Source organism: Pseudomonas putida, from assembly GCF_050989985.1.
GTDB lineage: Bacteria > Pseudomonadota > Gammaproteobacteria > Pseudomonadales > Pseudomonadaceae > Aquipseudomonas > Aquipseudomonas putida_AI.
Genome location: NZ_CP158815.1, coordinates 1,641,939 through 1,659,713, shown reverse-complemented (window position 1 = coordinate 1,659,713; position 17,775 = coordinate 1,641,939). Strand labels below are relative to the sequence as shown.

General features: G+C 61.0%; 17 protein-coding genes. 12 read left to right on the top strand and 5 right to left on the bottom strand.

What is annotated here, in order from left to right; translation table 11 throughout:
* Positions 1-139: 139 nt before the first annotated feature.
* The 4 genes from ABTV29_RS08005 to ABTV29_RS07990 all read left to right on the top strand — a co-directional run bounded on the left by ABTV29_RS08005 (position 140) and on the right by ABTV29_RS07990 (position 4,824).
* Positions 140-775, top strand: coding sequence for an RluA family pseudouridine synthase (locus ABTV29_RS08005; RefSeq protein ID WP_433769580.1), 636 nt, complete (start codon positions 140-142; stop codon positions 773-775).
* A 174-nt stretch (positions 776-949) separates the two neighbouring features.
* A complete protein-coding gene (locus tag ABTV29_RS08000; protein ID WP_150772629.1) occupies positions 950-2,239 on the top strand; it encodes a M18 family aminopeptidase in 1,290 nt (429 codons plus the stop codon).
* 160 nt (positions 2,240-2,399) lie between these two features.
* Positions 2,400-2,576, top strand: a complete 177-nt coding sequence (locus ABTV29_RS07995) for a hypothetical protein (protein WP_433769579.1) — start codon at positions 2,400-2,402, stop codon at positions 2,574-2,576.
* Between the two features lie 76 nt (positions 2,577-2,652).
* Entirely contained in the window at positions 2,653-4,824 is a 2,172-nt protein-coding gene (locus ABTV29_RS07990; RefSeq protein ID WP_433769578.1) for a mechanosensitive ion channel family protein, read from the top strand.
* Here ABTV29_RS07990 and ABTV29_RS07985 read toward each other — a convergent pair.
* Positions 4,800-5,513 carry a UTRA domain-containing protein gene (locus ABTV29_RS07985; protein WP_433769577.1) on the bottom strand — a complete coding sequence of 238 codons (714 nt, stop codon included), beginning with the start codon at positions 5,511-5,513 and terminating at the stop codon, positions 4,800-4,802. The genes ABTV29_RS07990 and ABTV29_RS07985 overlap by 25 nt on opposite strands.
* 364 nt (positions 5,514-5,877) lie before the next feature.
* Between ABTV29_RS07985 and ABTV29_RS07980 the strand changes: the two genes are divergently transcribed.
* From ABTV29_RS07980 to ABTV29_RS07955, 6 genes are all read left to right on the top strand, one after another.
* On the top strand, positions 5,878-6,942 hold the full coding sequence (locus tag ABTV29_RS07980) for an ABC transporter substrate-binding protein (protein WP_433769576.1): 1,065 nt from the start codon (positions 5,878-5,880) through the stop codon (positions 6,940-6,942).
* 160 nt (positions 6,943-7,102) lie between these two features.
* Positions 7,103-7,909: an alkaline phosphatase family protein gene (locus ABTV29_RS07975; protein ID WP_433769575.1), complete on the top strand. Its 807-nt coding sequence runs from the start codon at positions 7,103-7,105 to the stop codon at positions 7,907-7,909.
* Positions 7,910-7,914: 5 nt separating this feature from the next.
* Positions 7,915-8,751, top strand: a complete 837-nt coding sequence (locus ABTV29_RS07970; RefSeq protein WP_433771785.1) for an ABC transporter permease — start codon at positions 7,915-7,917, stop codon at positions 8,749-8,751.
* Positions 8,738-9,538, top strand: a complete 801-nt coding sequence (locus ABTV29_RS07965) for an ABC transporter permease (RefSeq protein ID WP_433769574.1) — start codon at positions 8,738-8,740, stop codon at positions 9,536-9,538. Before ABTV29_RS07970 ends, ABTV29_RS07965 begins: the two co-directional genes overlap by 14 nt.
* Positions 9,535-10,524 carry an ABC transporter ATP-binding protein gene (locus tag ABTV29_RS07960; protein ID WP_433769573.1) on the top strand — a complete coding sequence of 330 codons (990 nt, stop codon included), beginning with the start codon at positions 9,535-9,537 and terminating at the stop codon, positions 10,522-10,524. Before ABTV29_RS07965 ends, ABTV29_RS07960 begins: the two co-directional genes overlap by 4 nt.
* A 34-nt stretch (positions 10,525-10,558) precedes the next feature.
* Positions 10,559-11,212: an HAD family hydrolase gene (locus ABTV29_RS07955; protein WP_433769572.1), complete on the top strand. Its 654-nt coding sequence runs from the start codon at positions 10,559-10,561 to the stop codon at positions 11,210-11,212.
* Positions 11,213-11,326: 114 nt separating this feature from the next.
* Here the strand turns inward: ABTV29_RS07955 and ABTV29_RS07950 are convergent, their stop codons facing one another.
* Positions 11,327-12,289, bottom strand: a complete 963-nt coding sequence (locus ABTV29_RS07950; RefSeq protein WP_433769571.1) for a zinc-binding dehydrogenase — start codon at positions 12,287-12,289, stop codon at positions 11,327-11,329.
* A 138-nt stretch (positions 12,290-12,427) separates the two neighbouring features.
* On the opposite strand from ABTV29_RS07950, the gene ABTV29_RS07945 reads away from it, so the two are divergent.
* Complete coding sequence (locus tag ABTV29_RS07945) at positions 12,428-14,509, top strand: carboxy terminal-processing peptidase (protein ID WP_433769570.1); 2,082 nt, start codon at positions 12,428-12,430, stop codon at positions 14,507-14,509.
* 145 nt (positions 14,510-14,654) lie between these two features.
* The gene (locus ABTV29_RS07940; RefSeq protein ID WP_433769569.1) at positions 14,655-16,445 is read left to right on the top strand and encodes a bifunctional diguanylate cyclase/phosphodiesterase; all 1,791 of its coding nucleotides are present in this window, start codon (positions 14,655-14,657) and stop codon (positions 16,443-16,445) included.
* A 173-nt stretch (positions 16,446-16,618) separates the two neighbouring features.
* On the opposite strand, the gene ABTV29_RS07935 is transcribed toward ABTV29_RS07940, so the two are convergent.
* From ABTV29_RS07935 to ABTV29_RS07925, 3 genes are read right to left on the bottom strand one after another with little or no spacing between them, the layout of a single operon-like run.
* On the bottom strand, positions 16,619-17,026 hold the full coding sequence (locus ABTV29_RS07935; protein WP_433769568.1) for a sel1 repeat family protein: 408 nt from the start codon (positions 17,024-17,026) through the stop codon (positions 16,619-16,621).
* On the bottom strand, positions 17,027-17,398 hold the full coding sequence (locus ABTV29_RS07930) for a hypothetical protein (RefSeq protein WP_007898892.1): 372 nt from the start codon (positions 17,396-17,398) through the stop codon (positions 17,027-17,029). It lies immediately after the preceding gene.
* Positions 17,395-17,736: a helix-turn-helix domain-containing protein gene (locus tag ABTV29_RS07925; RefSeq protein WP_433769567.1), complete on the bottom strand. Its 342-nt coding sequence runs from the start codon at positions 17,734-17,736 to the stop codon at positions 17,395-17,397. The genes ABTV29_RS07930 and ABTV29_RS07925 overlap by 4 nt, the downstream gene beginning before the upstream one ends.
* Positions 17,737-17,775 lie beyond the last annotated feature (39 nt).

Sequence of the window (17,775 nt, the reverse complement as noted above, 5' to 3'; positions counted from 1 at the left end):
CGATCCGGCTGGAGCCACGGCGGTTGTAGGGGCGAGCTTGCTCGCGAAGGTGTGTCAGCCACATTGATTTTGCTGACACTCCATCGCGAGCAAGCTCGCTCCTACAGCCGCCGTTGGCGTTTGTTACGAGGCTGTTTTAATGCCGTTGTCCAACGTCCACATCATTTATCAGGACGCCGCCATTCTGGTGGTGAACAAACCGACCCTGTTGCTTTCCGTCCCTGGCCGGGCGGACGACAACAAGGACTGCCTGATTACCCGCCTGCAGGAAAACGGCTACCCGGACGCGCTCATCGTCCATCGGCTGGACTGGGAAACCTCCGGCATCATCCTGCTGGCCCGGGATCCCGATACGCACCGTGAGCTGTCCCGGCAGTTCCACGACCGCGAAACCGAAAAAGCCTACATCGCACTGTGCTGGGGCCAACCCGAGCTGGACAGCGGCAGCATCGACTTGCCATTGCGCTACGACCCGCCGACCAAGCCTCGGCATGTGGTCGACCATGAATTCGGCAAAAACGCCCTGACCTTCTGGCGGGTGCTGGAACGTTGCGGCGACTGGTGCCGCGTGGAACTCACGCCGATCACCGGCCGCTCGCACCAATTGCGCGTGCACATGCTGTCCATCGGTCATCCGTTGCTGGGCGACGGACTGTACGCCCACGAACAGGCCCTCGCCGCCTGGCCACGGCTGTGCCTGCACGCCAGCATGCTCAGCTTCACCCACCCGCAAAGCGGCGAACGCCTGCGCTTCGAGTGCCCTGCTCCGTTCTAAGCGACACACAAAAAACCCTGTAGGAGCGAGCCTGCTCGCGATAAGGCCGCACCAGGCACCATCGATGTCGCCTGACACACCGCTATCGCGAGCAGGCTCGCTCCCACAGGAACAGTCCTGCCCCCGACTGCCGTCAATACGTTAAACTGGCGCCATTGCTGTCTGGAGCTACTTATGCGCGAAGAGTTGAACCAAGGCCTGATCGACTTCCTCAAGGCCTCCCCTACCCCGTTCCATGCCACCGCCAGCCTTGTTCAGCGTCTGGAAGCGGCGGGTTATCAACGTCTCGACGAGCGTGAGCCATGGCATACCGAAGCCAATGGCCGCTACTACGTCACCCGTAACGACTCCTCCATCGTCGCGATCAAAATGGGCCGTCACTCGCCCCTGCACGGCGGGATTCGCCTGGTCGGCGCCCACACCGACAGCCCGTGCCTGCGGGTCAAGCCCCAACCGGAACTGCAACGCCAGGGTTTCTGGCAACTGGGCGTCGAAGTCTATGGTGGCGCGCTGCTGGCCCCCTGGTTCGACCGCGATCTGTCGCTGGCCGGCCGCGTGACCTTCCGCCGCGACGGCAAGGTCGAAAGCCAGTTGATCGACTTCAAGGCACCAATCGCGATCATCCCGAACCTGGCCATTCACCTCAATCGTGAAGCCAACATGGGCTGGGCGATCAACGCGCAAACCGAGCTGCCGCCGGTGCTCGCGCAATTCGCCGGCGACGAGCGCGTGGATTTCCGCGCCGTGATCACCGACCAGCTCGCCCGTGAACACGGCCTTAACGCCGACGTGGTGCTGGATTACGAGCTGAGCTTCTACGACACCCAAAGCGCTGCCGTCATCGGCCTGCACGGCGACTTCATTGCCGGCGCGCGCCTGGACAACCTGCTGTCGTGCTACGCCGGCCTGCAGGCGCTGCTCACCGCCGACACCGACGAAACCTGCGTGCTGGTGTGCAATGACCACGAGGAAGTCGGTTCATGCTCGGCATGTGGCGCCGACGGCCCGATGCTGGAGCAGACGCTGCGCCGCCTGCTGCCTGAAGGTGACGAGTTCGTGCGCACCATTCAGAAATCCCTGCTGGTCTCGGCCGACAATGCCCACGGCGTACACCCCAACTACGCCGAGAAGCACGACGCCAACCACGGCCCGAAACTCAACGCCGGCCCGGTGATCAAGGTCAACAGCAACCAGCGCTACGCCACCAACAGCGAAACCGCCGGCTTCTTCCGTCACCTGTGCATGGCCGAAGAAGTGCCGGTGCAGAGCTTCGTGGTGCGCAGCGACATGGGCTGCGGCTCGACCATCGGCCCGATCACCGCCAGTCACCTGGGCGTGCGCACCGTGGACATCGGCCTGCCGACGTTCGCCATGCACTCGATCCGCGAGCTGTGCGGCAGCCATGACCTGGCCCACCTGGTCAAAGTGCTGAGCGCGTTCTACGCCTGCCGCGAATTGCCGTAACCCCCCCTGTAGGAGCGAGCCTGCTCGCGATGGACGCCAACGATTACGCGTGTTTTCAGGATAAACGCGGAGCCCTGAAGTCCATCGCGAGCAAGCTCGCTCCTACAAGTCACTCAAAGCCACCTAGACTTTAAATACCCCCTCCGACAAGGCAGTCGCCATGATTTCGATGTCCACCTTCAATGCCATGCTGATCCCGATTCTCGCCGGAATGATCCTGCTGGCGATCGGCTTCAACTTCCGCGACAAGAACGCCGGTGTGTTCGCCATGTGGATCGGCATGCTGACGATCCTCGCCACCGTCGTGATCAAGATCCTCGCCAAGCTCAACGAATAAATCCTCGCCTGACTCGCATTGATTTTGACGGGCTCGTACACTCGGTCGACCCGCTCACTCCGAGGTTGACCGCCCAGTGCTCGCCCGTCTGTTCGCCCTACCGTGCTTTTTCCTCATCGGCCTGATGACACTGCTGTCGATGGCGCCTGCCCAGGCGGCCGGTTTGCCGAGCCTGCTCAACAGTTCGGCCAATACCCAGCCGCAGGCACAGGAACCCCTCGGGCAATCCCTGGATGAAGTGATCAAGTCACTGGAGAACGACCAGCAGCGCACCAAGCTGCTGGCGGACTTGAAGAAACTGCGCGACGCCACGAAAAAGGCCCAGCCAACTACCGAAGAGGGCGTGCTGGGCCTGATCGGCGGAACGCTGGCCAACTTCGAAAAACAATTCACCGGGGCCGATAGCCCACTCATGCGCTGGTCCGACGAATTCGGCCTGGCCCGGGACGAGCTGAACGCCCTGATATTGCCGGCCAACGAATGGCTGCCCATCATCTTTGCCTTTGCCATGATCCTGATGGTCTGGAGCCTGCTGGCGGCGGCGCTGATCTGGATCGGCCACCGAGTACGCATGCGTTTCGGCCTGACCGAAGAGCTGCCGCAACATCCCCGGGCCCTGGACATGCTGCGTTTCGCCCTGCGCAAGCTCGGCCCGTGGCTGATCGCGCTGGTCATCACTGTCTACCTGAGCTACGCCTTGCCCTCGTCGCTGGGCAAGAGCCTGGCCATGGTGCTGGCTTACGCCCTGGTGGTCGGCACCTGTTTTTCGGCGATCTGTGTGATCGCCTTTTCCCTGCTCGACGGCCCGCACCGCCACCGCGCCCTGTACATCCTGCGCCATCAGGCCTTTCACCCACTGTGGCTGATCGGCAGCTTCGCCGCGTTCGGCGAAGCCTTGAACGACCCGCGCCTGGTCAACAGCCTGGGTGTGCATCTGGCGCATACTGCCGCGACTGCGGCCAATGTTCTGGCGGCGCTGTCCACGGGACTGTTCATCCTGCGCTTCCGCCGCCCGATTGCTCACCTGATCCGCAACCAGCCGTTGTCCCGGCGCCTGACCCGCCGCGCGCTGAGCGACAGCATCGAAATCCTCGGCACCTTCTGGTTCGTACCGGCATTGGTACTGGTGGGTATCTCGCTATTCGCCACCTTCGTCTCGGCCGGCGATACCAGCACCGCCCTGCGCCAGTCGCTGATCTGCACCGTGCTGCTGGTGTTGTGCATGGTCATCAACGGCCTGGTCCGCCGCCATGCCCTCAAGCCCCATCGCGGCGTGAAGCGCCACGCGCTGTATTCCGAACGGCTGAAAAGCTTCTTCTACACCCTCGCCCACCTGGTGGTCTGGCTGGCCTTCATCGAACTCGGCCTGAGGGTCTGGGGCATGTCGCTGATTCGCTTCACCGAAGGCGAAGGGCATGAAATCAGCGTCAAGCTGTTCAGCCTGGGCGGCACACTGATCTTTGCCTGGCTGATCTGGATTCTCAGCGACACCGCCGTGCATCACGCCCTCACCCGCTCGCGCAAGGGCCTGGCCAACGCCCGCGCGCAAACCATGATGCCGCTGATTCGCAACGTGTTGTTCGTGGCGATTTTCATCATCGCGCTGATCGTCGCCCTGGCGAACATGGGCATGAACGTCACGCCACTGCTGGCCGGTGCCGGCGTGATCGGTCTGGCCATCGGTTTCGGCGCGCAATCGCTGGTAGCCGACCTGATCACCGGGCTGTTCATCATCATCGAAGACTCCCTGGCCATCGACGACTACGTGGACGTCGGCGGCCACCTGGGCACCGTCGAAGGCCTGACCATTCGCACCGTGCGCCTGCGGGACATCGACGGCATCGTCCATACCATCCCGTTCAGCGAAATCAAAAGCATCAAGAACTACTCCCGGGAATTCGGCTACGCGATCTTCCGCGTGGCCGTGCCGGCGAGCATGGACATCGACAGTGCCATCAAGCTGATGCGGGACGTCGGCCAGAAAATGCGCACCGATCCGCTGCAACGCCGCAATATCTGGTCGCCGCTGGAGATTCAGGGGGTGGAAAGTTTCGAATCCGGCAACGCTATCCTGCGCGCCCGCTTCAAGACTGCGCCGATCAAGCAGTGGGAGGTTTCCCGGGCCTTCAACCTGTCGCTGAAACGGCATCTGGATGAGGCCGGGATGGACCTGGCGACGCCGCGGATGAGCGTGCAGGTCATCACCGCCGGTGGCGGAGCGGATCAGACCACATCCACACCGACATGAATCGCATCGTGGCGCCAGAACTCCAGGTCGCAGTCGATCAACCGCTCGTGCTGATCGTAATTGACCCGCGCAATGCTCAACCCCGGGCTACCCACCGACACCCGTAATGCCGCGGCCGCGTCCACTGACAAGGCCGTCGGCACGATCTCGAAACGCACCCGTCCGTAATGCAGGTCGTAATGCCGCGCATAGAGCTCGGTGATCGACTGATTCAGATCGAACTCAAGAATCCCCGGAAAATACTGCGGGTTCAGATAGTGCTCGACGTACAGCACCAATCGCCCATCGATGCGCCGGGAACGGCAGATCTGAATCACGCTCGACAGCGCCGGTAACTGCAACCAGGCACAGACCGCCGCCGAGGCCGGCTGCAACCGCGCAGAAATCACCTCGGTGGACGGCACTCGCCCCTGGGCGCTGACCATCGCGTGAAAGTGGCTGCGCTGCATCAGGTTGTAGGCCAGGCGCGGCGGCGAAACGAACCAGCCACGCCGCTCTTCGCGATAAATCTGCCCCTGGGCCTCCAACTGCAATAAAGCCTCGCGCACGGTAATGCGCGTAGTCCCGAACAACTCACTGAGCTTGCGCTCGGCCGGCAGTTTGCTGCCGGGTGCCAGCAGCCCGTGATCGAGCTGCTCCTGCAACACCTGGCCAATGGCGGTCACCGCTTTTGTTGCCTCATCACGCATCAACATTACCTATCTGGACTAGACCAGCACGATTTCAGGGCAGAACCGCACGAAAAACGGGCTCCTTAAGCATCCTGCAAGCGTAGGCAGTGCAGATGACTGTGAGATGACAAGCGACCGAACGGTCGTGCGCCCGGAGCGTTCCCGGACCTGCAATACCCCGGCCAAGTCCCTTGCGCAGCGGGCGTTTGCCGATGGTCTACGCTTACCGGACACCCGCCAATGCCGGGCAAATAAAAGCCAGTTCGGGCGACGAACGACATCAAAGTGTCATCGAGGGCCCTTAGATTGGCTCAGGTATTGCTGACCTAGACCAACCACAAACCGCAATCGCAGCGTTGAACACGACCCAAGGAGCTTTGGAATGAAAAAGTTTTTCCTGGCATCACTGTTAGGCTCGACCATTGCCATGTGCACCGCCGCCATGGCGGCTGATGATTTGAAAACCCTGGAAGCCGCCGCGAAAGCGGAAGGCGCAGTCAACAGCGTCGGCATGCCCGATGACTGGGCCAACTGGAAAGACACTTGGGCCGATCTGGCCAAGAACTACGGCTTGAAACACATCGACACCGACATGAGCTCGGCCCAGGAAATCGCCAAGTTCGCCGCGGAAAAAGACAACGCCAGCGCCGACATCGGCGACGTCGGTGCCGCCTTCGGCCCGATCGCGACGAAACAGGGTGTGACCCAGCCCTACAAGCCATCCACCTGGGACCAGGTACCGACCTGGGCCAAAGACCAGGACGGTCACTGGGCCCTGGCCTACACCGGCACCATCGCCTTTATCGTCAACAAGAAGCTGCTGCACGGTTCCGAAGCTCCAACCAAGTGGGCTGACCTGAAGGGCGGGAAATACAAGGTTTCCATCGGTGACGTGAGCACCGCCGCCCAGGCTGCCAACGGCGTTCTCGCCGCGGCACTGGCCAACGGTGGCGACGAGAAAAACATCGATCCCGCGCTGAAATTGTTTGCCGATATCGCCAAGCAAGGTCGCCTGTCGATGGCCAACCCAACCATCGCCACCATGGAAAAAGGCGAGATCGAAGTCGGCGTGGTCTGGGACTTCAACGGCCTGAGCTACAAGGCCAAGATGGCCAACCCGGATGACTATGTGGTGCTGATCCCGTCCGATGGCTCGGTGATTTCCGGCTACACCACCATCATCAACAAGTACGCCAAGAACCCGAACGCCGCCAAGCTGGCCCGCGAATATATCTTCAGCGACGCCGGCCAGATCAACCTGGCCAAGGGTAACGCCCGTCCTATCCGTGCCGATCACCTGACCCTGCCGGCCGAGGTCAAGGCCAAGCTGCTGCCGAACGAGCAGTACAAGAAGGTCACCCCGATCAAGGACGCAGATGCGTGGGAGAAGACCTCCAAGGCGCTGCCTCAGAAGTGGAACGAAGAAGTCATTGTCGAGATGAAATGACGCTGTAGCACAAACGCTGGGAATCCAGTGTGGGAGCGAGCCTGCTCGCGATAGAGATCTGACATTCAACCTTTATGTTGACTGACAGTCCCTCATCGCGAGCAGGCTCGCTCCCACAGTGGACCGAGATAAACCCGAGTTTCGTGGAGTTTTTGCCCCTATGAAGCACAACGTCATCCTTGTCGTGCTCGACGGCCTCAATTACCAGGTCGCCCGCCACGCCATGGGGCACCTGCAGGCTTATGTCGGCGCAGGACGCGCAGCGCTCTACAAACTGGAGTGCGAATTGCCGGCCCTGTCCCGACCGCTTTACGAATGCATCCTGACCGGCGTTACACCGATCGAAAGCGGCATCGTGCACAACAACATCTCGCGCCTGTCCAACCAGCGCAGCATTTATCACTACGCCACCGACGCGGGCCTTACAACCGCTGCGGCGGCCTATCACTGGGTCAGTGAGTTGTACAACCGCTCGCCATTCGTGGCAGCCCGGGATCGTCACACCGATAACCCGCAACTGCCGATCCAGCACGGACACTTCTACTGGAGCGATCACTACCCCGATTCGCACCTGTTTGCCGACGCGGAGAACCTGCGCCTGCGCCACGCGCCGAACTTCCTGCTGGTGCACCCCATGAATATCGACGACGCCGGGCACAAGCACGGCCTCGACACCCCGCAGTACCGCAACAGCGCGCGCTCGGCGGACATCATCATCGCCGACTATCTGCAAGGCTGGCTCGACGCCGGTTATCAGGTCCTGGTGACCGCCGACCACGGCATGAACAACGACCGCTCCCATAACGGCCTGTTGCCCGAAGAGCGTGAAGTGCCGCTGTTCGTACTTGGCGACGCCTTCAGCCTGGATGCTGGCGCCGCACCGAAACAGACCGAAATCTGCGGTACTGTCTGCGAACTGCTGGGCGTGCCCCACGACAAACCCGTGTGCCGGGAGCTGCTCAAGTGAATGCCATGACCCGCGGCAAATGGCTGGCAGCCTTGTGCCTGGTGCCCTTCGCACTGTTCTTCATCGTGTTCGAAATCGCCCCGCTGGTATGGGTGATGATCAACAGCCTGGAGTCGGAAGAGTTCGGCTGGGGTATCGCCAACTTCAGCAAGATTTTCAGCTCCAAGTTCTATCTGCAGGCGATCCAGTACAGCCTTGAGATCAGTTTCTGGTCCAGCGTGTTCGGCATCATCATCGCGGTACTCGGCGCCTACTCCCTGCGCCGGGTCGACTCGAAACTGCGCAACTTCGTCAACGCCTTCGCCAACATGACCAGCAATTTCGCCGGCGTGCCCCTGGCGTTCGCGTTCATCATCCTGCTGGGCTTCAACGGCAGCTTCACCATCATGCTCAAGCAGGCCGGGATCATTCAGGACTTCAACCTGTATTCGAAAACCGGGGTGATCATTCTCTACACCTACTTTCAGATTCCCCTTGGCGTGTTGCTGCTCTACCCGGCTTTCGACGCCTTGCGTGAAGACTGGCGTGAGTCCGCCGCCTTGCTGGGCGCGAACGGCTGGCAGTTCTGGCGCCACATCGGCCTGCCGGTACTGACTCCCGCGCTGCTTGGCACCTTCGTGATCCTGCTGGCCAACGCCCTTGGCGCCTACGCCACGGTGTATGCCCTGACCACCGGCAATTTCAACGTGATGCCGATCCGTATCGCGGCGATGGTCTCGGGTGATATTTCCCTGAACCCGAACCTGGCCAGCGCCCTGGCCGTGGTGTTGGTGGCGTTGATGACCCTGGTGACCGTCGTGCATCAGCTGCTGCTGAAGAGGAGCTACCATGTCTCGCGCTGAATTGGGCCCCGTCGGTATCTATCACCGGGTAGTGGTCTATCTGCTGTTCGCCATCCTGCTGCTTCCGCTGCTCGGCACCTTCATCTATTCGATTTCCAGCAGTTGGTCGGCAACCATCCTGCCCAGCGGCTTCAGCATCAAATGGTATGTGCAGCTGTGGAGTGACCCGCGCTTTCTGAACGCTTTCGGCCAGTCGCTGCTGGTCTGCGTCGGCGCGCTGATTCTGTCGGTCGTCCTGATACTGCCGCTGCTGTTCGTGGTGCATTACCACTTCCCGAAACTCGATGCGCTGATGAACATCCTGATCCTGCTGCCCTTTGCGGTGCCGCCAGTGGTGTCGTCGGTGGGCCTGCTGCAGCTCTACGGTTCCGGGCCGTTCGCCATGGTCGGTACGCCTTGGATCCTGATCGGCTGCTACTTCACCGTGGCGCTGCCGTTCATGTACCGGGCGATCACCAATAACCTGCAAGCGATCAACCTGCGCGACCTGATGGACGCGGCCCAACTGCTCGGTGCCAGCACCTTCCAGGCGGCGATCCTGGTGGTGCTGCCGAACCTGCGCAAGGGCCTGATGGTGGCATTGCTGCTGTCGTTCTCGTTCCTGTTCGGTGAGTTCGTGTTCGCCAACATCCTCGTCGGCACCCGTTACGAAACCCTGCAGGTCTACCTCAACAACATGCGCAACAGCAGCGGTCACTTCACCAGTGCACTGGTGATTTCCTACTTCTTCTTTGTGCTGGTTATGACCTGGGCGGCCAATATCTTGAACAAGGACAAAAGCGAATGAGCTATGTCAGCGTCCAACATCTACAAAAGAATTACGCCGGCACCACGGTGTTCAGCGACATCAACTGCGAGATCCAGAAAGGCGAATTCGTCACCCTGCTCGGCCCGTCCGGTTGCGGTAAATCCACGCTACTGCGCTGCATCGCCGGGCTGACGCCGGTGGACGGCGGCAAGATCCTGCTCGACGGCGTCGATATCGTGCCCTTGAGCCCGCAGAAGCGCGGGATCGGCATGGTGTTCCAGAGCTATGCGCTGTTCCCCAACATGACCGTCGAGCAAAACGTTGCCTTCGGTTTGCGCATGCAGAAGGTCAACGCCGACGACAGCCAGAAACGCGTGGCCGAGGTGCTGCGACTGGTGGAGCTGCAGGATTTTGCCGCCCGCTATCCCCATCAAATGTCCGGCGGTCAGTGCCAGCGCGTGGCCCTCGCCCGCTCTCTGGTGACCCGCCCACGATTGTTGCTGCTGGATGAACCGCTGTCGGCCCTCGATGCGCGGATTCGCAAGCACTTGCGCGAACAGATCCGCCAGATCCAGCGCGAACTCGGCCTGACCACGATTTTCGTCACACACGATCAGGAAGAAGCCCTGACGATGTCTGACCGGATTTTCCTGATGAATCAGGGAAAAATCGTACAAAGCGGCGACGCCGAAACGCTCTACACCGCTCCTGTGGATGTGTTCGCCGCCGGCTTCATCGGCAACTACAACCTGCTGGACGCCGAGAGCGCGACGAAACTGCTGCAGCGCCCGATCAACCATCGCATTGCGATTCGTCCGGAGGCCATTCAACTGAGTTTGAACGGCGAGATGGACGCCCAGATTCGCAGTCACAGCCTGCTGGGCAACGTGATCCGTTACCGGGTCGAAGCCCGGGGCGTGGAATTGGTGGTGGACGTGCTTAACCGTTCGGGCGCCGATCTGCATCCCGATGGTCAGCGCCTGGCACTTTCCATCGATCCAACAGCCCTGCGTGAGGTAGCCTGATGGCTTCGCTGACGTTGAAGAGAGAACTGCACTGATGGCCCTGGCAATTTTTGATCTGGATGAAACCCTGATCCACGGCGATTGCGCGTCGCTGTGGAGCGAACAGATGGTCCGCCTTGGCTGGGTCGACGGCGAATCCTTCCTGCGTCGCGACAAGGAACTGATGGATGCCTACGGCAGGGGGCATCTGGCGATGGAGGACTACATGGCCTTCAGCCTGGAACCCTTGATCGGTCGCACACCCGCCGAGGTCGAGCATTTGGTCGGCCCCTGGGTCGAGGACTTTATCGAGCCGATCATCTTCAGCGACGCCACCAAGGCCATCGCTGCTCACCGCAAGGCCGGCGACCGCATCCTGGTGATCTCGGCCTCGGGCACCCATCTGGTGGCACCGATCGCCGAACGCCTGGGAATCGACGAGATTCTCGGAATCGACCTGGAAGTGGCGCACGGGGTTTACACCGGCAACACCGTCGGCACCCTGACCTACCGCGAAGGCAAGATCACCCGGCTGCTGGAGTGGCTGGATGCGGAAGAGGAAAACCTGGAGGGCGCGAGCTTCTACTCCGACTCACGCAATGATTTGCCGTTGCTGCTGAAGGTGGATTACCCGCACGTGGTCAATCCGGATCCGGTGTTGCGCGAACAGGCTGAAAAGGCCGGCTGGCCGATCCATCTCTGGAAGTAACCGAGATCCCCTGTGGGAGCGGGCTTGCCCGCGAAAGCGGTCTTATCTTCAACACATCTGTTGAATGACACACCGCCTTCGCGAGCAAGCCCGCTCCCACAGGGTTTTGTGGTGTCAGGTCAGGCTCTCATCAATCAAGAGCACCACCTTCCCCGCCACCTTGTTACTCGCCAACTCCGCAAACGCCGCTTCCGCATCCTTGATCGGGAAGGTCTTGGCCAGTTGCGGGCTCAGGCGTTTTTCGGCAAACAGCGGCCACACGTGCTGGCTCAGATCGCTGAACAGATCCGCCTTGAACTGATCGCTACGGCTGCGCAAGGTCGAGCCCAGCAACTGCACACGCTTGGCCAGCACCTGCGCCAGGTCCAGCGTGGCCTCACGGCCGCCCATCAAACCGATCAGCACCCAACGACCGTCACCGGCCAGCAGTTTCAGGTTCAGTGCCGCGTAGTTGCCGCCCACCGGGTCGAGAATGACATCGAACGGCCCCAGGTCACGCAGGCGCTCCAGGTCGTCGGTGCGTACCACGCCCCCCTGGGCGCCGAGCGCTTCGCAGTAGGCCAGGCGGTCCGCGGAACCGACGCTGACCCAGCACGGGTTACCAAAGGCCTTGCACAGCTGAATGGCGGCTGAACCGATTCCACTTGCCCCGGCATGCAGGAGTACTTTTTCACCCGGTTTGAGCGCGGCCAGTTGAAACAGATTCAGCCAGACGGTGGCATAAACTTCCGGCACGGCAGCGGCTTCAGCCAACGACATTTCGTCGGGAACCGGCAGCACGTGCCGTCCGTCGACAACCACCTCTTCGGCCATCCCGCCCCCGGCCAGCAAGGCGCAAACCCGATCTCCCACCTGCCAGGAAGAGCCCGGCCCGACCTCGCTGATCACCCCCGAACACTCTAGACCGAGCACCTGACTGGCCCCCGGTGGTGGCGGATACAGACCGGCCTTCTGCAACAAATCGGCGCGATTGAGTCCCGCAGCCGCCACTCGTATGCGAACTTGCCCTACATCACATGCAGGACTGGGCTGTTCTACCCACGCCACTTGACCGTCAACGCCTTGCAATGCTTTCACAGTGCCTCCATAGTGAGTCTGGACTGAGCCCGAAGCGCTAGCGCCGGGCTTTTTGCATTATGCGACCGGCTCTTGTGGAACCGGCGACTTCAAAGACGGCCTAATATGCGTTATCAATTGTCCCCGCGTCGAATCAACATGAAGCGTTTGTTCCCCAGCACTGCCCTCGCCCTTTTCATCGGTATCGGCATGCTGCCGTTGTCGAGCAACTCCTTTGCCGCCAACAGTTGGGACAAGCTCCAGCCTGATCGCGACGAAGTCATTGCCAGTCTGAATGTCGTGGAACTGCTCAAGCGCCACCACTACAGCAAACCGCCGCTCGACGATGCGCGCTCGGTGATCATCTATGACAGCTACCTGAAATTGCTCGATCCGTCGCGCAGCTATTTCATGGCCAGCGACATCGCCGAATTCGACAAGTGGAAAACCCAGTTCGACGACTTCCTCAAAAGCGGCGACCTCAACGCCGGGTTCACCATCTACAAGCGCTACCTGGACCGCGTCAAGGCGCGTCTGGACTTCGCCCTTGCCGAGCTGAACAAAGGCGTCGACAAGATCGACTTCACCACCAAGGAAACCTTGCTGATCGACCGCAAGGATGCCCCTTGGCTCAAATCCACTGCTGAACTCGACGACCTGTGGCGCAAGCGCGTCAAGGACGAGGTCCTGCGCCAGAAGATCGCCGGCAAGGACACCAAGCAGATCCAGGAAACCCTGACCAAGCGCTACAAGAACCAGTTGGCGCGCCTGGACCAGACTCGCGCCGAGGACATCTTCCAGGCGTACATCAACACCTTCGCCATGTCCTACGACCCGCACACCAACTATCTGTCGCCGGATAACGCGGAAAACTTCGACATCAACATGAGCCTGTCCCTGGAGGGCATCGGCGCCGTGTTGCAGAACGATAACGATCAAGTGAAGATCGTGCGCCTGGTGCCGGCAGGCCCGGCGGACAAGACCAAACAGGTCGCTCCGGCCGACAAGATCATCGGCGTTGCCCAGGGCAACAAAGAGATGGTCGATGTGGTGGGCTGGCGCCTGGACGAAGTGGTCAAGCTGATCCGCGGCCCGAAAGGCACCGTGGTGCGCCTGGAAGTGATTCCGGCCAGCAACGCGCCGAACGACCAGACCAGCAAGATCGTGCCGATCACTCGCGAAGCGGTGAAGCTCGAAGACCAGGCGGTGCAGAAGTCGGTCCTCAACCTCAAGCAGGATGGCAAGGACTACAAGCTCGGCATCATCGAGATCCCGGCCTTCTATCTGGACTTCAAGGCGTTCCGTGCCGGTGACCCGGATTACAAGAGCACCACCCGTGACGTGAAGAAGCTGCTGACCGAGCTGCAGAAAGAGAAAGTCGACGGCGTGGTCATCGACCTGCGTAACAACGGCGGCGGCTCCTTGCAGGAAGCCACCGAGCTGACCAGCCTGTTTATCGACAAAGGCCCGACCGTCCTGGTGCGTAACGCCGATGGCCGTGTCGATGTGCTGGAAGATGAAAACCCAGGCGCGTTCTACAAAGGCCCGATGGCGTTGCTGGTCAACCGCCTGTCCGCCTCGGCTTCGGAAATTTTCGCCGGCGCCATGCAGGACTACCACCGTGCACTGATCATCGGCGGCCAGACCTTCGGCAAGGGCACCGTGCAGACCATCCAGCCGCTGAACCATGGCGAGCTGAAACTGACCTTGGCCAAGTTCTACCGGGTTTCCGGCCAGAGCACCCAGCATCAGGGTGTACTGCCGGACATCGATTACCCGTCGATCATCGACACCAAGGAAATCGGCGAAAGCGCCCTGCCGGAAGCCATGCCGTGGGACACCATCCGCGCGGCGATCAAGCCTGCGGTCGACCCGTTCAAACCGTACATTGCCCAGCTCAAGTCCGAGCATGACCTGCGTACGGCCAAGGATGCGGAGTTCGTCTTCATCCGCGACAAGCTGGCCCTGGCGCAGAAGCTGATGACCGAAAAAACCGTCAGCCTCAATGAAGCCGATCGTCGCGCACAACACGCCGACATCGAAGCCAAGCAGCTGGCCATGGAGAACATCCGTCGCAAGGCCAAGGGCGAAGAGCCGCTCAAGGAACTGAAGAAAGAAGACGAAGACGCCGCTGCGGCCGAGCCGGACAAGCTCAAGCCGGAAGACGACGCCTACCTGAGCGAAACCGGGCGCATCCTGCTGGATTACCTGAAGCTCAATAGCGCGGTGGCCAAGCACTGATTGGCGACCGGCAAGTGATGGCAATTTAATGCTGACGCTCCGCTGATCGTCATCAAACAGTCATCATCCTGTCGTGAAATAAAGGACTGGGCGTGCTCTCTTACCAGGAGCCCGCCCAGTCCTTTTTTTATCGCCAGAGAACGCCATGACCACAACCGAACAGCTGAGTGCGTTGAGCTCAATTCTGACTCAAGGCGGTTTGCACAGCCTGTTCCAGCCCATCATCAGCCTCTCCGAGCGAGAAATTCTCGGTTACGAAGCCCTCAGCCGTGGCCCGTCCAACAGCCCGCTGCACTCCCCCATCGCCCTGTTCGCCGTTGCCCGCCAGGCCGGTCGCTTGAGCGAGCTGGAAATCGCCTGCCGGCAGAGCGCCTGCCGCCGATTCAACGAACAGCAACTACCCGGCAAGCTGTTCCTCAACGTGTCCCCGGAATCCCTGCTCGAATCGGCGCATCAGCCGGGCCGGACCCTGCAACTGCTGCAAGACTTCGGTATTCCACCAAGCCAGGTGGTCATTGAACTCACCGAACAGACGCCAATCGACGACTTCCAGTTGCTGCAAACCGCGCTGCATCACTACCGGGCGATGGGGTTTTCCATTGCTCTGGACGACCTGGGTGCTGGTTATTCGAGCTTGCGCCTGTGGTCCGAATTGCGCCCGGATTACGTGAAGATCGATCGACACTTCATCGATGGCATTCACCAGGACGCACTCAAACGCGAATTCGTCGGCTCGATCCTGCAAATCGCCAAGGCTTCGCGGGCGCAGGTGATTGCCGAAGGTATCGAATTGCCGGAAGAACTGGCGGTGCTGATGGAGATGGGCGTTGATCTGGTCCAAGGCTATTTGCTCTGTCGCCCGCAAGAGCATCCGCCACGGGATGCGCGCACCCTGATGCCGAGGCAGGACAGCTCTGCGGTCGTTTTGAACGACGAAGCCAGCGACCTCAGCGCCCTGCTCAACGACCAGCCTGCAGTGGGCCGCGAAACCCCGACCGCCAGTGTCCTGGAAGCCTTCCGCCGCCAGGCCAACCTGAACTCGCTGGCGGTGCTGGACGAGCACGGCCAACCCTGTGGCATCGTCCATCGGCATTCACTCTCGGACGCCCTGCTCAAGCCGTTTGCCACCGACCTGTTTGCGCGCAAACCCATCAGCCGCCTGATGAGCGATGATTTCCTCGCCGTCGAGATGAGCCAGTCGCTGCAACAGGTCAGCCGCCTGATCACCAGCCGCGCCCGGCAACGCATCGAAGAAGATTTCATCATCACCCTCAACGGCAGCTACCTGGGCCTGGGGCGGGTGATTGATGTGCTCAAGCTGATTACCGAACTGAAAATCCAGCAGGCCCGCTATGCCAACCCCTTGACCCTGTTGCCGGGCAATGTGCCGATCCAGCAATGCCTGACGCGGCTGCTGCAACAGCAACGCGAGTCGGTGATCTGCTACGTCGACATCGACAGCTTCAAACCCTTCAACGACATCTATGGCTATGGTCGCGGGGATGAAGTCCTGCTGTGTCTGGCGCAATGCCTGAACGATCGAGTCGACCCGTCCCGCGACTTCGTCGGCCATATCGGCGGTGATGATTTCCTGTTGGTGCTCGGGCCGGAAGACTGGCGCAAACGTTTGAACCAGCTGCTGGACGACTTCCAGAGCCAGTGCCGACGCTTCTACCGCAGCGAACATCTCGAAGCCGGCTGCTTCATCGCCCCCAACCGCCAGGGCGTGCGTCAGGAGTTCCCGCTGCTATCGCTGTCCATCGGCGTGGTGCTGTTGCGTCCCGATGCCTGCACAAGCATCGATGCCAGCCACTTGGCAGAAATGGCATCCCAGGCCAAACATCACGCGAAGAATGTGCCGGGGTATAGCGTGCATGTGATTGATAGCCTGGTGGCGCCGGAGCCTGCGGTTGAGTTACTGACAGGGCATCGGTGACTGACCCGACGCCATCGCGAGCAAGCTCGCTCCCACAGGTTTTGTGTCGTGCTCAAGAATCACAATCAACACATAACCTGTGGGAGCGTGGCTTGCCCGCGAAGAGGCCCGCGCAAACAACACAAATGCCCTTGTTCTGATGACTCACTGAAGCTCGGTCAGTGACGTCACTATCACTTCATCGAATCGCGACCCGCGAGTTCCTGAAGTTTGATCTGCGCCAGCGGATGCCCTGCTTTCGCGGCGATGCCCCAGAAGCGCGCCGCTTCCCCCGGGTCGGGCGCTTTGCCCGGACTTCCCGCGAGGCTGATCACCCCCACTTGATAGGCCGCCCTGCCATCACCGGCCAATGCCGCCAGGCGCAGCAAGCGAATGCCCTCTTCCCGCGCGCCCAGCCCGACGCCGCGGAAGGTCAGGATGTGGCCATAGAAGCTCTGGGCGTCGACATCGCCCAGGTTCGCCATACGGGCGAACTGGCCTTCGAGCCAGCTCCAGCCCCGGGGCTGTTTCACAAACCATGGCCAGTGAAACAGTCTGCGCGCCAGCCAGTAACTGACCCGTGCCTTGAGTCGGAAAAACACTCAGGCCTCCGCCGACTCGGGGTACTCGTACTCGAACACCCGCACCACTTCCGAAGCATGCCAGGACGCCGCCGCGACCCCATCGGACGGCCCGGAAAATCGCCCGAGGCGCTCGACACATTCAAAGAAACCCGTACGTGGCAGGCGACTGGCCCCCTGGCTGATCACCAATGAACTGCGCAAGGGTTGCTCGGCCCTGGCGTCCAGCGCCGCCAGATGCTCAAGCGCGGCCGTCAAGGTTTGCATGGCGGGCGTAGGCAGCTGCAAACGCTCAAGCAACGCCCGATAAGTCAGGAGGTGACGCTGACGGCGCGCCTGATCCAGCTCGCCCAGCAATCCGTCCCAGTGTTGACGACTGATGCGTACGCTCACAATTCATCCCTCCACCCTGGCACCGTCAATTCCCAGGCCAGGCTGCGGCGAATCGCGGCGTCGGGCTGACGCTCGCCACTTTCGATCATGGCCAGATAAGACGGGCTGATGCCTACCGTGCGGGCGAGCGCCTCGATGGCGATGCCCTTTCCTTCGCGCAAACTGCGGAGTTGATCAAGACCTGGAAGAATCGGGTCCTGTGTTGTCGCAAGCGGCGCCGGGGCCGGACGCGACGGTGTTTCATTGATGCCTGCAGCTTTGAGTAGAGCCTGGTACTGAGCCCACGGCAGAACCGCATATTCGGGTTCGCCTTCGCGTGTAATTATCTGAATATCCATGACTACCCCGTAGGACAAAAACACTTAGCGAGTCGGCAC

What these genes read in the sequence shown, in the direction of transcription:
- ABTV29_RS07975 (WP_433769575.1), top strand. Translation starts at nt 7,103, where the DNA reads ATGAAGCACAACGTCATCCTTGTCGTGCTCGACGGCCTCAATTACCAG.
- ABTV29_RS08000 (WP_150772629.1), top strand. Translation starts at nt 950, where the DNA reads ATGCGCGAAGAGTTGAACCAAGGCCTGATCGACTTCCTCAAGGCCTCC.
- ABTV29_RS07955 (WP_433769572.1), top strand. Translation starts at nt 10,559, where the DNA reads ATGGCCCTGGCAATTTTTGATCTGGATGAAACCCTGATCCACGGCGAT.
- ABTV29_RS07960 (WP_433769573.1), top strand. Translation starts at nt 9,535, where the DNA reads ATGAGCTATGTCAGCGTCCAACATCTACAAAAGAATTACGCCGGCACC.
- ABTV29_RS07945 (WP_433769570.1), top strand. Translation starts at nt 12,428, where the DNA reads ATGAAGCGTTTGTTCCCCAGCACTGCCCTCGCCCTTTTCATCGGTATC.
- ABTV29_RS07985 (WP_433769577.1), bottom strand. Translation starts at nt 5,513, where the DNA reads ATGCGTGATGAGGCAACAAAAGCGGTGACCGCCATTGGCCAGGTGTTG.
- ABTV29_RS07995 (WP_433769579.1), top strand. Translation starts at nt 2,400, where the DNA reads ATGATTTCGATGTCCACCTTCAATGCCATGCTGATCCCGATTCTCGCC.
- ABTV29_RS07965 (WP_433769574.1), top strand. Translation starts at nt 8,738, where the DNA reads ATGTCTCGCGCTGAATTGGGCCCCGTCGGTATCTATCACCGGGTAGTG.
- ABTV29_RS07925 (WP_433769567.1), bottom strand. Translation starts at nt 17,736, where the DNA reads ATGGATATTCAGATAATTACACGCGAAGGCGAACCCGAATATGCGGTT.
- ABTV29_RS07970 (WP_433771785.1), top strand. Translation starts at nt 7,915, where the DNA reads ATGACCCGCGGCAAATGGCTGGCAGCCTTGTGCCTGGTGCCCTTCGCA.
- ABTV29_RS07980 (WP_433769576.1), top strand. Translation starts at nt 5,878, where the DNA reads ATGAAAAAGTTTTTCCTGGCATCACTGTTAGGCTCGACCATTGCCATG.
- ABTV29_RS08005 (WP_433769580.1), top strand. Translation starts at nt 140, where the DNA reads ATGCCGTTGTCCAACGTCCACATCATTTATCAGGACGCCGCCATTCTG.
- ABTV29_RS07940 (WP_433769569.1), top strand. Translation starts at nt 14,655, where the DNA reads ATGACCACAACCGAACAGCTGAGTGCGTTGAGCTCAATTCTGACTCAA.